Below are 15252 nucleotides of genomic sequence, written 5' to 3'. Positions count from 1 at the left end.
CACTGCTTGTGCGCCCCTCCTCCGGTTACCTCGATGATGCGCCCGATCCTGGTGTTGCTCGCCGTACTGCTGCCCCTGGCCCCGGGCTATGCCTCCGGAGAACAGTCATTACGCCTGCTGACCTGGCCGGGCTACGCCGATGCCGATCTGGTAAAGCAGTTCGAACAGCGTCATGGCGTCAGAGTGGAAGTCACCCTGGTCGGCAACGATGACGCCTTGCGCAGCAAGCTGGCCCGCAACAACGGTGATGACTACGACCTGATCGCCGCCAATACGGCGGAGATCGAGCATTATGTTCAGCAGAAACTGCTGCAGCCGCTACAGCCGGCACGCATCCCCCGCACGGCCCAGCAACTGTGGCGCTTCCGCGACTACCCGAAGATTCCCGGTATCACCCACGATGGCAAGGTCTACGCCATTCCGTATACCTACTCCGAAACGGGGCTGATCTACGACCGCAGCCAGTTCGCCGAGCCCCCCAGCTCCATCACCAGCCTGTGGGACCCCAGACTGCAGGGGCGGGTACTGGCCTTCAATGGCAGCAGCCACAACTTTTCGCTGGCCAGCCAGGCACGCGGCCGAGACCCGTTCCAGATCGATGCAGCAGACTTCCCGATGCTCGGCGAGCAGCTGATCGCCCTGCGCCGCAACGTGCTGACCTTCTACTCGCTGCCCGAAGAGGCGGCCAGCCTGTTCAGGGAGCACCGCATTGCCCTGCTGTGGGCCAACTATGGGCGCCAGCAGCTCAAGCAACTGCGTGATGCCGGCGCGGACGTCGGCTATGTCCTCCCCCAGGAGGGGGCGCTGGCCTGGCTCGACTGCTGGGCAGTCAGCCGCGGGGCTCGCAACCTGGCCTTGGCCGAAGCCTGGATCGACTTCAGCCTGGAGGAACCGATGAGCCGTGCCCTGGTCGAGCGCCAGGGCCTGTCCAATACCCTTCAGGAACCGGAAAGCATGGACATCTCCGGGCGCATGATCTGGCTGCGTCCGGTGGAGGATGCCAAACGCCGGGCGCAGCTCTGGGAGCGCATTCTTTCCGGCGAACGCCCCCCTCTGGCGGAGGTGCCATGAGGTTCGGCATAGCCTTCAAGCTGGGCAGCCTGCTGGCTGTATTCGGGGTTCTAGCCTGTGGACTGACCGGCTACTACAGCTACAGCAGCAGCCGCGCAACCTTGCTGAAGGCGGCTGAACGTGACCTGCTGACGGCCACCCAGGTGCTCGGTCGCAACCTGCGCGGCAATATCGACGGCATCTCGCGTGACACCCTCATGCTGGCGGGTATCGCCCAGGGAAGAACACTGCCCCAACTTACCCGCGAGCAGGATCGCGAGCACGCCGAGCGAGACCTGGCGAAACTATTCAGCACCCTGATGCAGGTCCACCCCGAATACATGCAGATTCGCATGATCAGTGCCGCCGGTCATGGCCTGGAACAGGTACGGGTCGACCGTGACGGCCTACAGCCACTGCGCATAGAGGGCGCTGCACTGCAGGAGAAGGGGCACTTCGACTATGTGTTCGATACCCTGCGCCTGTCTCCGGGCCAGGTGCGGCTCTCGCCCATCGTGATCAATCACGAACTCGGTGCCCACTCGGGTCTAGGGCAGCCGACGCTGCACGTGTCCACCCCAATAGCGGATGAGAACGGCAAGGCCTATGCGCTGATCGTCATCAATATCGACCTCAACCAGCTGTTCGACCAGCTAAAGGGCGAGCTGCCGTCCTACTACCACGTGTACCTGAGCAACCGCTGGGGAGACTTGCTCATCCATCCCGACCAGCGCCGCACCTTCGGCTTCGATCAGGGGCGCCGCGTCTTCCTTCAGGAAGAGTTCCCTGCCGTCAGCCAGCTCCTGGACAGTGATGTTTCCAGCCTGATTGGTCGCAGCAACGACGGGAAAAGCGACCTGGTCGCCGCCTTCGTGCGCCTCACCACCAACCCCGGCAATGCCGAAAGCTTCGTGGTACTCGGCCTGGCACAGCCGGAAGAGTATGTGCTCAAGGAGAGCAACCGGCTTGGCAGCCTCATCATCCAGGTGGTGATATTCGCCAGCCTGCTGGCCGTAGTGATCGCCTCCATCGCCTCACGAGCACTGACGCGTTCGCTCACGAGCATCAACCTGGCCGTCCAGCAGTTCGCACGCGAGCGCAAGAGCGCACCGCTGCCTGTACAGCGTCAGGACGAGCTGGGCCAGTTGGCACGCAGCCTGGTACAGATGCAGGAAGAGATCGTCGAGCACCTGGAAGAGCTCGGGCGCAGTCGCAGCGCATTGGAGCACCTCGCCCGGCACGACCCGCTGACCGGCCTGCCCAACCGCCGTTTCTTCTTTGAGCGCCTGGAGCACGCCCTGGCGGCCGCGCGCCGCAGCGCCAGGCCGCTGGCGGTGATCTTTGTCGACCTCGACCACTTCAAGGAGCTCAATGACAGCCTCGGCCACAGTGCAGGCGATCGCGTTCTGCAGGCCGTCGCCAACCTTCTGCGCTCGGCCACGCGTGAGAGCGACACGGTAGCGCGCCTAGGGGGCGATGAATTCGTCATTCTGATCGAACAACTCGACGACCCCAGTCGGGTCGTTGCCGTGCTGCACAAGCTGCACGAACGTTTCCAGCTGCCCATGCTGCTCGACGGTCACGAGGTTCAGGTCCAGGCCAGCATGGGCGTCAGCCTGTTCCCACGCGACGGCGACGATATCGAATCCCTGGTGCAACAGGCCGACCGCGCCATGTACGCGGCGAAGAATGCGGGCCGTAATACCTATAGCTATGAATCCAACGAGCAGCACTGAGTCTATGCTTGCTATCGGATACTGACTTTGCCGGGTGACTCCATTGATTCCACTGCTGGTCTGCGACGACTCCGCCATGGCGCGCAAGCAACTGATCCGCGCCCTGCCCCCCGAATGGCCGGTGAACATCACCCAGGCCAGCCAGGGCGAGGAGGCCATGGCCGCCATCCGCCAGGGCTTGGGCGAGGTCGTGCTGCTCGACCTGACCATGCCGGTGATGGATGGCTACCAGGTACTGGCCCAGGTGCGCGAAGAAGGGCATGCCTGCCGCATCATCGTGGTTTCGGGAGACGTGCAGGAAGAGGCGCGGCGCCGCGTGACCGAGCTGGGGGCGCTGGCATTCGTACGCAAGCCAGCACCGGCCGAGACACTACGCGCCACCCTCGACGAACTGGGCTTGCTGCAGCTGACAGCCACGGCAGCGGACATCGAGCCCGTCGTCCCCACCGCCGCGCCGACGCCCAAGGTCGGCTTCCGCGATGCCCTGCGCGAGGTCAGCAACGTAGCCATGGGCCGCGCCGCCGCGCTGTTGGCCGAGGAACTGGGGGTATTCGTACAGCTGCCAATCCCCGCCGTGAACATCTTTGAAGCCAGTGAGCTGCACATGGCCCTGACCGACGCCAACCGCGGCGAGCAGCTCAGCGCGGTGTGCCAGGGGTTCGTCGGCGAGGCCATTGCTGGCGAGGCCCTGCTGCTGTTCCATGACTCGCAGGTCGCCGACATCGCCCACCTGTTGGGGCTGCGCACCGGCAGCGATGCTGCCACTTCGGAAATGCTGATGGACCTGGCCAGCATCCTCATCGGCGCCTGTCTGTCCGGTATCGCCGAGCAGCTCGACATCCGCTTTTCCCAGGGACATCCGCAGTTGCTCGGCCAGCACGCGCGCAGCATCGATGAGCTGATCCAGTTCAACGGCGCGCGCTGGCGCAAAACCCTCGCGGTGGAAATCAGCTACGGACTGGAAAACCACAAAGTGAACTTCGACCTGCTGCTGCTGTTCACCGAGAACTCGATTCCGCGGCTGACAGCCAAGATCCAGTACCTGATGGAGTAGAACATGGCCGGTGAAGCCCAGATCGACATGCGCGAACTGCACTGGCTGCTGGATATCGTCCAGTGCCTGGATGTTGGCGTATTGGTGATGGACCGCAACTTCCGCGTGGAAGTGTGGAACAGCTTCATGGAGAACCACTCGGGCCTGGGCGCCGACCAGGTGCAGGGGCGCAGCCTGTTCCAGCTGTTCCCGGAGATCGACCGGGTCTGGCTGGAGCGCAAGGTCGGTACCGTGCTGCGCCTGGGTACCCGCGCCTTCAGCCTGTGGCAGCAGCGCCCCTACCTGTTGCGCTTCGAGACCTATCGGCCGATCACCGGGCAGGCCGACTTCATGTACCAGAACCTCACCATCATGCCGCTGGCCGCCGCCGGGCGCGAGGTCGAGCACGTCTGCCTGATGATCTACGACGTCACCGAGGCGGCCGAGGCGCAGCTGCGCCAGACCACGCCCCAGTAGCCGTCACTTCTTCTTCGGCCGCGGCTTCTCGCCGAACTTGGGTACCGCGCGCACGGCCTTGGCCTTGGGTTTGTCGTCATCAGCCTCGAACCAGTTGCCCATGTGGATCTTGCCCTTACCGGCCCCCGGCACCAGCTTGACCTTGGGCTTCTTCGGCTTCTTCAGCACGGCGCCACCGGGGGCCGTGACCGGTACCCGGTGATCCGGTTCGAAGCCCGGCTCGTCCTGGCGCCGGATGACCTGGCCGATCAGCGTCTCGATGGCCGCCAGCAATTCGACTTCGTCGGCGCAGACCAGCGACACCGCCTCACCTGTGGCGCCCGCACGACCGGTACGGCCGATGCGGTGCACGTAGTCCTCGGCGACGATCGGCAGGTCGAGGTTGACCACCCGCGGCAGTTCGCTGATGTCCAGGCCACGCGCGGCCACGTCGGTGGCGGCCAGCACACGCACCTCGCCGGCCTTGAATCGTTGCAGCGCGCGCAGGCGCGCCGGCTGCGATTTGTCACCGTGGATCGAGTCGGCAGCGATGCCCTCGGCCAGCAGCAGCTGCTCCAGCTCGTCAACGCCCTTGCGGGTCTTGGCGAACACCAGCAACTGGTCCCAGCCGCGCTCGCGGTACAGGTGCAGCAGCAGCTCGCTCTTGCGCTTCTTGTCCACCGTCACCAGCCACTGCTTGACCCCCTTGGCCGTGGTGTTGCGCGGGCTGACCTCGATGGACAGCGGGTCGCGCAGCAGCTCCTTGGCCATCAGGCGGATGGCGTCCGAGAAGGTGGCGGAGAACAGCAGGGTCTGACGCTTGCGCGGCAACGCGCAGAACAGCTCGTCCAGCTCCTTGGCAAAACCCAGGTCGAGCATGCGGTCGGCCTCGTCCAGCACCAGCGCCTGCAGCTGGTCGAAGCGCACGGCATTCTGCCGGTACAGGTCGAGCAGGCGGCCGGGCGTGGCCACCAGCAGGTCGATGCCCTTGCGCAGCTTCATCATCTGCGGGTTGATGCTGACCCCGCCGTACACCGTGTAGGTGCGTAATGGCAGATTCTGCGCGTACTGCTGCACCGCCTGCGCCACCTGCTCGGCCAGCTCGCGGGTCGGCACCAGCACCAGCGCGCGCACCGAGTTGGCCGCCACCTGCGAGCCTTCCATGGTCAGTTTCTGCAGCAGCGGCAGGGCGAAGCCGGCGGTCTTGCCGGTGCCGGTCTGCGCCGCGGCAAGCACGTCACGGCCCTTGAGCACGGCGGGAATGGCCTGCTTCTGCACCGGCGTGGGCTCGCGGTAGTCGAGCGCCTCAAGTGTGCGCAGGATGGAATCGATCAGGCCAAGGTTGGCGAAGGACATGGCGGAGCAACCGGAAGCGGAAAGCTGCCAGTTTAACCGTTCGTTCAGTCGTGCTCGACCACCACGCACAACCCATCGTCAGTGACTTGCGCGCGCAGACGGATCGCCGCCGGGTCGCGCAGCAGGCAGTCGGCAATCGCCGGCTCCAGCTCGGTACGCACCCGGCGCGCCAATGCACGGGCGCCGTAGCGTGCGTCGTGGGCGCGGCACAGCCACTGCACCGCGCCCTCCTCCAGCCACAGCGAGCGGCCCTGGCGGCCCAGGCGCTGGTTGAGCTTGCTCAGCTCGATCTCCAGCAGCGCCTGCAGCCAGTCGTCGTCGAGACTCTGGAAATCAAGGATGCGGTCGATGCGGTTGAGAAACTCCGGGTCGAAGCTGCGCGTGAGCGCTCGTTCGCGCTCACCGGCCTCGTCGGCGCGCAGGCCCAGCCAGCGCCGCCAGCCACGCGCGAAGCGTTCGCGCAGGCGCTGCACCGGCTGGGCGCCGACGTTGCTGGTCATGAAGATCAGGCTGTTGCGGAAGTCCAGGGTGCGGCTGCCGGCGGTGAGGGTCAGGCGGCCGTTCTCCAGCACGCCGAGCAGGCTGCGCAGCACCTCGGGGCTGGCCTTCTCCAGTTCATCAAACAGCACGATGCCGGGGCGACCGAAGCTGCCAGCAATAGCCTCGGCGTCGAACAGGGTGGTGCCTTCCTTGCTGCCGACATAGCCCGGCGGCGCGCCGGTCAGCGCGGCGGCGTAATGCTCCTGGGCCAGGGTGTGCATGTCGATGCGGCACAGGGCATCAGCACGACCATGGATGGCCTGCGCCAGCAGGCGCACCACCTCGGTCTTGCCGACGCCGGTAGGGCCCGTGAACAGATTGACCGACAGCGGCCGCTCGCGCTCGCCGATGTCGGCCTTGACCACCTTGAGCAGCGCCTCGACCTGCTCCAGCACCGCATCCTGGCCGACGATGCGCTCGCGCAGCAGGGCCATGACCGTGGCCGGCTCGAACAGGAAGCGCGACTGCAGGCTGGCCGGCGCCGCCTCGGCCAGTCGCTGGCGGTTGTGTTCGAGCAGGTCGTTGGCGAAGGGCATTGCAGGCTCCGGTGCGGGGAGTGATTCCCTCTCCCTCCGGGAGAGGGTCAGGGTGAGGGAGCGATAAGGCAGCCCCTCAACCCCGGCCCCTCTCCCAGGGGGAGAGGGGAGACAAGCCTACCCGGCCGTACGTTCCTTGCCGGCGTGCGGCAGTTCGCCCACCGGGCAATCGGCCACGCCGATGGTCGAACGGGTCAGCTTCTCCACGTCCTCCTGGGCCTTCTGCGCGTCCAGCACCCAGGTGCGGTAGAACTCGAACGGGCAATCGGCCACGCCCTTGTCGCCATCGCCGGAGTTGTACACGCCGGTGTAGCCACGATGCAGCAGCTTGAACAGGTGGTTCTGCGACTGGTCGTTGGCGCGTGCATCGCGGATCTGCGAGACCGACAGCTGAGCGTACTGGATGCCCATTTCCTCCTCGCCACATTCGCCGAGGGTGCGGCCGTCGAAGCCGATCAGCGCGGAGTGGCCGAAGTAGCTGTACACGCCGTCGAAGCCGGTGGCGTTGGCCACCGCCACGTAGCAGTTGTTGGCCCAGGCCATGGTCTTGGCCATCAGCACCTGCTGCTCCTTGGCCGGGTACATGTAGCCCTGGCAGCGCACGATCAGCTCGGCGCCCTTCATCGCGCAGTCGCGCCAGATCTCCGGGTAGTTGCCGTCGTCGCAGATGATCAGGCTGATCTTCAGGCCCTTGGGGCCCTCGGAGACATAGGTGCGGTCGCCCGGATACCAGCCCTCGATGGGACACCAGGGGATGCACTTGCGGTACTTCTGCACGATCTCGCCCTGATCGTTGATCAGCACCAGCGTGTTATACGGTGCCTTGTGCGGGTGCTCCTCGTGGCGCTCGCCGGTGAGCGAGAAGATGCCCCAGGTCCGGGCCTCGCGGCAGGCGGCGGCGAAGATCGCCGTCTCCTCGCCCGGCACCGTCGCGGCAGTGGCCATCATCTCGCCCTTGTCGTACATGATGCCCATGGTGCTGTACTCGGGGAACACCACCAGGTCCATGCCCGGCAGGCCGAGCTTCATGCCCTTGATCATTGCGGCAATCTGGCGCGCGTTGTCGAGCACCTCGGCCTTGCTGTGCAGGCGCGGCATCTTGTAGTTCACGACGGCGACGCCGACGGTATCGGGACTGCTGGAAATATCGCCGTGACGCATGGAAACCTCCGTTTGGCTGAGACATGACGCCGTGGGAGCGGGCCTTGGCCGCGAACGTCGGCCATGCAAGAAGCTTCGCGGCCAAGGCCGCTCCTACAGGGAAACGCACTGGGCTCAGCCCAGCACGGAAACAAGTCAGTGGCTGATCATCCACGGCCGCGCGGAAGGGCTGGCCTTGAGACCGTGCGGATTGGCCTTGGTCCGCTCGACCGGCTTGCTCGGGCCGCAGCAGCTGCAGCCGGCCGGGTGCTTGCGCTTGCTGGCGTACTCCTCGACCGTCTGCGGCGCGTGGCGCGCGCGTTCGTTGGTTTCATGGGCGCGGCGCTGACTGCCCGGCAAGGTGGCCAGGCCCGGCGCGCTGAGAATCACCCGCGCGCTCTGGGTGTCGCAGTACGGGCAGGCGCAGGGCTCGTCGCGCTCGGCCATCGGCCGCAGCACGGTGAAGTCGCCGCACTGCGGGCAGTCGTATTCGTAGATCGGCATGGTCATTTCCTCGTGACGCTGACCCCTCTCCCGACGGGAGAGGGGTGGAGAGGATCACTTGTCGTAGGCGATGGGCAGGTCGATGCTGCCGTCGAGGAACTTGGTCGGGCCGCTGGCGCTGGGGTTGATGTCGAAATCGAATATCTCCGTCGGCAGCCACAGGGTGGCGCAGGCGTTGGGGATGTCGACCACGCCGCTGATATGCCCCTGCACCGGCGCCGAGCCGAGCAGCGCGTAGCCCTGGGCCGGCGAGTAGCCGAACTTGGTCAGGTAGTTGATGGCGTTGAGGCAGGCCTGCTTGTACGCCAGGTTGACGTCCAGGTAGTGCTGCTTGCCGGCATCGTCGACCGAGATGCCTTCGAAGATCAGGTAGTTCTTGTAGTTGGGGGTGATCGGGCTGGGCTTGAAGATCGGGTTCTTGATGCCGTACTTGGCCATACCGCCCTTGATCAGCTCGACTTTCATGTGCACCCAGCCGGCCATTTCGATGGCACCGCAGAAGGTGATCTCGCCGTCGCCCTGGCTGAAGTGCAGGTCGCCCACCGACAGACCTGCACCGTCGACATAGACCGGGAAGAAGATTTTCGAGCCGCGCGACAGGTCCTTGATGTCGCAGTTGCCGCCATGCTCGCGCGGCGGCACGGTACGCGCGCCGGTGGCAGCGGCCATGTCGCGGGCGGCGCCGGTGAGCTTGCCCATGTGCGCGGTCGGTGCCATCGGCGGGTTGGCCAGCGGCGGCACGCGGGTCGGGTTGGTGTCGATCAGCTCCTGCTCGCGCTTGTTCCACTCGGCGAGCATTTTGTGGTCCGGCAGGCAGCCGATCAGGCCGGGGTGGATCAGGCCGGCGAAGTTCACGCCCGGGATATGCCGGCTGCTGGTGAACATGCCCTTGAAGTCCCAGATGGCCTTCTGCGCCGACGGGAAGTGGTCGGTAAGGAAGCCGCCGCCGTTGTTCTTCGAGAAGAAGCCGTTGAAACCCCACAGCGAGTCCGGCTTGGCGCCGATGTCGAGCAGGTCGACCACCAGCAGGTCGCCTGGCTCGGCGCCATGCACGCCCACCGGGCCGGACAGGTAGTGCACGGTGGACAGATCGACGTCGCGCACGTCGCTGGCGTCGTTGTCGTTCTTGATCGCGCCGCCGGTCCAGTCGTAGGTTTCCAGGATGAAGTCGTCGCCGGGCTTGACCCAGCAGGCCATCGGGATGTCCGGGTGCCAGCGGTTGTGGACTTGTTCGTTCTCGGTGGCGGCCTGGTTGAGGTCGACCTTGATCAGGGTGTCGGTCATGACGTTGCTCCTGGGACCAGTGGTGGGTGCCTGACGCATTGATGCGCCGGGGTACGGGAGCCAGTCTCGGGGAGTGCGGCAAGCGCGAAAATACGTTGGATGACGTATGCGCAGAACCAGTAATGGCAAGGCTTGCAGCGGATATTGCGCAGACGCGAAAAAGCGGCCGGCGCATGGAGAACACGCCGGCCGTAAAGCGGAAAATCAATCCCGTAGCCCGGATGAAATCCGGGAGCGGCCTCGATACCCGCCCCGGATTTCATCCGGGCTACGAAAGCGGACCATCACACGGAGAGATAACGACTGATGGTCGCCTCGTCGACCTTGTCGCGTGCCTCCTCGATGACGAATTTGCCCTTCTCGATGACCAGAAAGCGGTCGGCGATTTCCATGGTGAAGGACAGCACCTGCTCCGAAACGATGATGGTCAGATCACGCAGATTGCGGATCTCCTTCAGGGTGCGGGCGATGTCCTTGATGATCGACGGCTGGATGCCCTCGGTCGGCTCGTCGAGCAGCAGCACCTTGGGGTTGGTGGCCAGCGCGCGGGCGATGGCCAGCTGTTGCTGCTGACCGCCGGAGAGGTTGCCGCCCTTGCGGTGGCGCATCTCCTGCAGCACCGGGAACAGCGCGTAGAGGTCGTCCGGCACCTGGCCCTTGGCCGAGGCCGGCAGGCCGGTCTGGATGTTCTCCAGCACAGTCATGCTGGGGAAGATCATCCGCCCCTGCGGCACGTAGGCGATGCCGGCCTCGACGCGCTGGTGGGTCTCCAGCTTGGAGATGTCCTGACCATCGATATTGATCTGCCCGCCCCACTGCGGCAGCACGCCCATCAGGCTCTTGAACAGGGTGGTCTTGCCCATGCCGTTGCGGCCCATCACCGCGACGATTTCCTTCTTCGCCACGTCGAGGTTGAGTTCGTGGAGGATCTGGCTCTGGCCGTAGCCGGAGACGAGGTTGTTGATCTGGAACATTGCCGATACTCCTTCAGAAGACCCCAGCCCATTAGCCGGGCGCCATGCAATCCGTCCCCTCTCCCCCTGGGAGAGGGTTAGGGTGAGGGATGTGCAGCGCGAATCCCCCTCACCCCCGGCCCCTCTCCCGAAAGGAGAGGGGAGCTGTCAGTGCCCCAGGTACACCTCGATGACCTTGGGATTGCTCTGCACCGCATCCATGCTGCCCTCGGCCAGCACCTTGCCCTGGTGCAGCACGGTGACCTTGTGCGCGATGCTCTTGACGAACTCCATGTCGTGCTCGATGACCAGCACCGAGCGCCCCTGACTGATGCGCTTGAGCAGCTCGGCGGTGGCCACCCGCTCGCTGACGCTCATGCCGGCCACCGGCTCGTCGAGCATCAGCAGCTGCGGGTCCTGCATCAGCAGCATGCCGATCTCCAGCCACTGCTTCTGGCCGTGCGAGAGCAGGTCAGCCTGCAGGTGCAGGTGCTCGCCGAGCATGATCTCGGTCGCCACCTGCTCGACCCGCTCAATCACTTCGCGCGAGCGCTTGAAGAACAGTGCGCCGAACACCTTGCGGCCTTTGGGGTAGGACATCTCCAGGTTCTCGAACACCGTCAGGTTCTCGTAGATCGACGGGTTCTGGAACTTGCGCCCGACCCCGGCGCGGACGATGTCGAACTCGCGCATCTTGGTCAGCTCACGGTTCTCGAACTGGATGCTGCCGGCGGTAGCCTTGGTCTTGCCGCAGATCAGGTCGAGCACCGTGGTCTTGCCGGCGCCGTTGGGGCCGATGACCACGCGCACCTCGTTGCGGTCGATGTACAGGTTGAGGTCGTCGACCGCCTTGAAGCCGTCGAAGGACACGGTCAGGCCCTCGATGGCCAGCACCGGTTTGGGCATCTGGAAGCCAGCGGGATTAGGGCTCATGGGGTGGTCTCCAGTTCGGGAGTGGATGCGGCCTTGGCGACCGGTGTGGCCACCGGCTCGGTCTTCACCGGCGCCTTGGCCTTCGGCTTGAGGCGCGCCAGCCAGCGCTTGCCGTGGCTGTCCCACAGGCCGGCGAGGCCGTTGGGGAAGTACATGACCACGGCGATGAATAGGCCGCCCATCAGGTACAGCCACAGCTCGGGGAAGCTCTCGGAGAAGTAGGTCTTGCCGAAGTTGACCAGCAGCGCGCCGTACACCGCGCCGAGCAGCGACAGGCGCCCGCCGACCGCGGCGAAGATGACCATCTCGATCGACGGCACGATGCCGACGAAGCTCGGCGACATGAAGCCGACCTGCAGGGTGAACATCGCCCCGCCGATGGCCGCGAAGGCGGCGCCGACGCAGAACACGAAGATCTTGAAGCTAGCCACGTCGTAACCGGAGAAGCGCACCCGCTCTTCCTTGTCGCGCATGGCCAGCAGCAGGCGGCCGAGCTTAGAGGCGATGATGAAGCGCGCCAGCAGGATGCAGCCGAACAGCAGGAAGGCGCTGACGAAGTAGAGGATCAGCTTGGCCTCGTCGGTGCGGATGTCCCAGCCCATCAGGGTCTTCAGGTCGGTGATGCCGTTGACCCCGCCGGTATAGCCCTGCTGACCAATGATCAGCACGGTGAGGATCAGCGCGATGGCCTGGGTGACGATGGAGAAGTACACGTCCCCCACGCGGCGCTTGAACATGGTCAGGCCGATCACCAGAGCCAGCAGCACCGGCACCGCGATCACCGCCAGCAGGGTGAAGCCGAAGCTGTGGAACGGCTGCCAGAGCATCGGCAGCTCGGTGATCTGGTTCCAGTCCATGAAGTCCGGGATGCCAGGGGTGGACTGGATCTTGGTGCTTTCCGGATCGGAGGCCTCGAGCTTGAGGAACATCGCCATGCAGTAGCCGCCGAGGCCGAAGAAAATGCCCTGGCCGAGACTGAGGATGCCGCCGTAGCCCCAGCACAGCACTAGGCCGACGGCGACGAAGGCGTAGGTCAGGTACTTGCCGACCATGTTCAGGCGGAAGGCGTCGAGCGCCAGCGGGAACACCACCAGGATCAGCGCGGCGAGCACCGCCAGGCCGATGGCGCCCTGCTTGCCGCCCAGGAGTTTGTCGAGAGTCGGGTTCATATGCGGGTCCTCATGCTTGAACATTCCCTCTCCCTCTGGGAGAGGGCCAGGGTGAGGGAGATGGCGGCAGTGCGATGCCCGTCCCTCACCCCCGGCCCCTCTCCCGGCGGGAGAGGGGTGACAGCGTTGCGCATCATTTGCGCACCTTGATCGAGAACAGCCCCTGCGGGCGCATCATCAGAATCAGAATCACCGCCGACAGGGTCAGCACCTTGGCCATCGAGCCACTCATGAAGAACTCCATGATCGACTGCGCCTGGGCGATGGTGAACGCCGAGGCGATGGTGCCGAACAGGCTGGCCGCGCCGCCGAAGACCACCACCAGGAAGGTGTCGACGATGTACAGCGAACCTGCGGTCGGGCCGGTGGAGCCGATGGTGGTGAAAGCCGCACCCGCTACGCCGGCCACGCCGCAGCCGAGGGCGAAGGTCATGCGATCGACGCGCTTGGTGTTGATGCCCACGGCGCGGCTCATCACCCGGTTCTGCATGGTGGCGCGCACCTGCAGGCCCCAACGCGAGCGGTACAGCATCAGGAAGATGGTGGCGGTGAGCAGGATGGTCAGGCCCATGACGAACAGGCCGTTACGCGGGATGTCGATGGTCTCGGTGGGGTTCCACGAGCCCATCAGCCACTCCGGCAGGGTGGCGCTGACTTCGCGTGCACCGAAGATCGAACGGAACGCCTGCTGCATGGCCAGCGACAGGCCCCAGGTGGCCAGCAGGGTATCCAGCGGCCGGTGGTAGAGCTTGCTGATCATCGCCCACTCCACCAGCCAGCCGATGGCGCCGGCGATGACGAAGGACAGGGCAATGGCGAAGAAGAAGTAGTAGGGCCCGAAGGCCGGGGCGTACTGCTCGGTCAGCGAGGACACCACGAAGGTGGTGTAGGCACCGATGGTGAGGAATTCACCATGGGCCATGTTGATCACGCCCATCTGGCCGAAGATGATCGCCAGCCCCAGGGCCATCAGCAGCAGCACGCAGAACACGGACAAGCCGTTGAAGCCCTGCATGGCCGCGATGGCACCAAATTCCGATAGCCATTCCATGTTGATGGTCCTCTGGCGGAAGAATGGCAAGGGCGGTTCTGCCCTCACCCTACGCGGGTCGCCCTACCCTCTCCCAAAGGGAGAGGGGGTTATACGGAGTCGGCTGGAGGGCACCGCGCAAACCGGCGACACCGCCCCAGTCCCCTCTCCCACTGGGAGAGGGCTAGGGTGAGGGACCTCGCGCCTCACCCCATCACAGGCTTACTGGTAGCCTTTCGGGAAGGGGTTCGGCTCGATCAGGTCGGACTCGTAGACCACCTTGAACTGACCATCCTTCTGCACCTGGCCGATGCGGGTCTTGCTCCACAGGTGATGGTTGTCATGCACCTTCACGTAGCCTTCCGGCGCGGTGGTCAGCTCGATACCCGGCGAGGCGGCGGCGACCTTGTCGACATCGAAGCTGCCGGCCTTCTCGACCGCGGCCTTCCACAGCCACGGGCCGAGGTAGGCGGCCTGGGTCACGTCACCGATGACCGCGTCCTGGCCGTACTTGGCCTTGAAGGCCTCGACGAAGGCTTTGTTGTTCGGGTTGTCCAGGCTCTGGAAGTACTTCATGGAGGCGTAGAAGCCTTCCATGTTCTCGCCGCCGATGCCGAGCAGCTCGTCCTCGGTGACCGACAGGGTCAGTAGGTTCTGCTTGGCGGCGGTGACGCCGGCGGCCTTCATCTGCTTGTAGAAGGCGACGTTGGAGCCGCCGACCACGGCGGTGAAGACCACGTCAGGCTTCTTCAGCTTGACCTTGTTGATCAGCGAGCCGAACTGGGTGTTGCCCAGCGGGTAGTACTCCTCGCCCACCACCTTGCCACCGAGCACGTTCTCGATGTGCTTGCGCGCGATCTTCATCGAGGTGCGCGGCCAGATGTAGTCGGAGCCGATCAGGTAGAAGGTCTTGGCGCCCTTCTCCTTGGCGATCCAGTCCAGGCCCGCGAGGATCTGCTGGGTCGCCTCCTGGCCGGTGTAGATGACGTTCTTCGACTGCTCCAGCCCCTCGTAGAAGGTCGGGTAGTAGAGCAGGCCGTTTTCCTTCTCGAACACCGGCAGCACCGCCTTGCGCGAAGCCGAAGTCCAGCAGCCGAATACGGCGGCGACCTTGTCACCGACCAGCAGTTTCTTGGCCTTCTCGGCGAAGGTCGGCCAGTCGGAGGCGCCGTCCTCCTGGATCACCTTGATCTGCCGGCCGAGGATGCCGCCGGAGGCGTTGATCTGCTCGATGGCCAGGCGCTCGGCCTGGATCGAGCCGGTTTCGGAGATGGCCATGGTGCCGGTGGCCGAGTGCAGCTGGCCGACGATCACCTCGGTGTCGGTCACAGCCAGGCCGGTGGTGTTCACCTCGGCATTGGCCACATGGCTGAACAGGCTGGCGGCCAGCAGCGAGAGCGCGGCGGCGCCCAGCGCCAGCCGGCGGGGTAGAAGTCGGGTCGGTTGTGCATCCATCGTCGTGCTCCTCGTGCGGTGGGATCGTCGCCGGCCTGTCTGCGCAGGTCTGCTCCGGGTTCGCCGCAAGAATGCGG

Annotated in this window: 14 protein-coding genes; 4 read left to right on the top strand and 10 right to left on the bottom strand. The window is 65.2% G+C overall.

Annotated elements, in window-relative coordinates; genetic code table 11:
• Positions 1-33: 33 nt before the first annotated feature.
• From ACOAPY_RS04605 to ACOAPY_RS04590, 4 genes are read left to right on the top strand one after another with little or no spacing between them, the layout of a single operon-like run.
• A complete protein-coding gene (locus tag ACOAPY_RS04605) occupies positions 34-1071 on the top strand; it encodes an extracellular solute-binding protein (protein WP_465155260.1) in 1038 nt (345 codons plus the stop codon).
• Positions 1068-2786, top strand: a complete 1719-nt coding sequence (locus tag ACOAPY_RS04600) for a diguanylate cyclase domain-containing protein (RefSeq protein ID WP_465155258.1) — start codon at positions 1068-1070, stop codon at positions 2784-2786. The genes ACOAPY_RS04605 and ACOAPY_RS04600 overlap by 4 nt, the downstream gene beginning before the upstream one ends.
• Before the next feature lie 43 nt (positions 2787-2829).
• The gene (locus ACOAPY_RS04595; RefSeq protein ID WP_465156714.1) at positions 2830-3840 is read left to right on the top strand and encodes a response regulator; all 1011 of its coding nucleotides are present in this window, start codon (positions 2830-2832) and stop codon (positions 3838-3840) included.
• Between the two features lie 3 nt (positions 3841-3843).
• Positions 3844-4296, top strand: coding sequence for a PAS domain-containing protein (locus tag ACOAPY_RS04590; RefSeq protein ID WP_076426993.1), 453 nt, complete (start codon positions 3844-3846; stop codon positions 4294-4296).
• Between the two features lie 3 nt (positions 4297-4299).
• On the opposite strand, the gene ACOAPY_RS04585 is transcribed toward ACOAPY_RS04590, so the two are convergent.
• From ACOAPY_RS04585 to urtA, 10 genes are all read right to left on the bottom strand, one after another.
• On the bottom strand, positions 4300-5631 hold the full coding sequence (locus tag ACOAPY_RS04585; protein ID WP_465155255.1) for a DEAD/DEAH box helicase: 1332 nt from the start codon (positions 5629-5631) through the stop codon (positions 4300-4302).
• 44 nt (positions 5632-5675) lie between these two features.
• Positions 5676-6707 carry an AAA family ATPase gene (locus tag ACOAPY_RS04580; protein ID WP_465155253.1) on the bottom strand — a complete coding sequence of 344 codons (1032 nt, stop codon included), beginning with the start codon at positions 6705-6707 and terminating at the stop codon, positions 5676-5678.
• Between the two features lie 117 nt (positions 6708-6824).
• On the bottom strand, positions 6825-7868 hold the full coding sequence (locus ACOAPY_RS04575; protein ID WP_465155251.1) for an aliphatic amidase: 1044 nt from the start codon (positions 7866-7868) through the stop codon (positions 6825-6827).
• A gap of 135 nt (positions 7869-8003) precedes the next feature.
• Positions 8004-8351, bottom strand: a complete 348-nt coding sequence (locus ACOAPY_RS04570; protein WP_142136560.1) for an FmdB family zinc ribbon protein — start codon at positions 8349-8351, stop codon at positions 8004-8006.
• 54 nt (positions 8352-8405) lie between these two features.
• The gene (gene fmdA / locus ACOAPY_RS04565; RefSeq protein ID WP_142136559.1) at positions 8406-9635 is read right to left on the bottom strand and encodes a formamidase; all 1230 of its coding nucleotides are present in this window, start codon (positions 9633-9635) and stop codon (positions 8406-8408) included.
• A 284-nt stretch (positions 9636-9919) separates the two neighbouring features.
• Positions 9920-10609 carry an urea ABC transporter ATP-binding subunit UrtE gene (gene urtE / locus ACOAPY_RS04560; RefSeq protein WP_142136558.1) on the bottom strand — a complete coding sequence of 230 codons (690 nt, stop codon included), beginning with the start codon at positions 10607-10609 and terminating at the stop codon, positions 9920-9922.
• Between the two features lie 147 nt (positions 10610-10756).
• The gene (gene urtD / locus ACOAPY_RS04555; RefSeq protein ID WP_061905354.1) at positions 10757-11521 is read right to left on the bottom strand and encodes an urea ABC transporter ATP-binding protein UrtD; all 765 of its coding nucleotides are present in this window, start codon (positions 11519-11521) and stop codon (positions 10757-10759) included.
• Positions 11518-12690 (bottom strand): urea ABC transporter permease subunit UrtC, encoded by a 1173-nt coding sequence (gene urtC, locus ACOAPY_RS04550; RefSeq protein ID WP_076580360.1) that lies wholly within the window; start codon positions 12688-12690, stop codon positions 11518-11520. The genes urtD and urtC overlap by 4 nt, the downstream gene beginning before the upstream one ends.
• Before the next feature lie 133 nt (positions 12691-12823).
• Positions 12824-13741, bottom strand: coding sequence for an urea ABC transporter permease subunit UrtB (gene urtB / locus ACOAPY_RS04545; RefSeq protein WP_169919770.1), 918 nt, complete (start codon positions 13739-13741; stop codon positions 12824-12826).
• Positions 13742-13942: 201 nt separating this feature from the next.
• A complete protein-coding gene (gene urtA, locus ACOAPY_RS04540) occupies positions 13943-15175 on the bottom strand; it encodes an urea ABC transporter substrate-binding protein (RefSeq protein ID WP_061905356.1) in 1233 nt (410 codons plus the stop codon).
• Positions 15176-15252: the final 77 nt, after the last annotated feature.

The organism is Pseudomonas stagnisoli (assembly GCF_048595745.1).
GTDB lineage: Bacteria > Pseudomonadota > Gammaproteobacteria > Pseudomonadales > Pseudomonadaceae > Aquipseudomonas > Aquipseudomonas alcaligenes_A.
The sequence above is the reverse complement of the archived record's forward strand: the minus strand, read 5'-3'. Positions and strand labels throughout refer to the sequence as shown.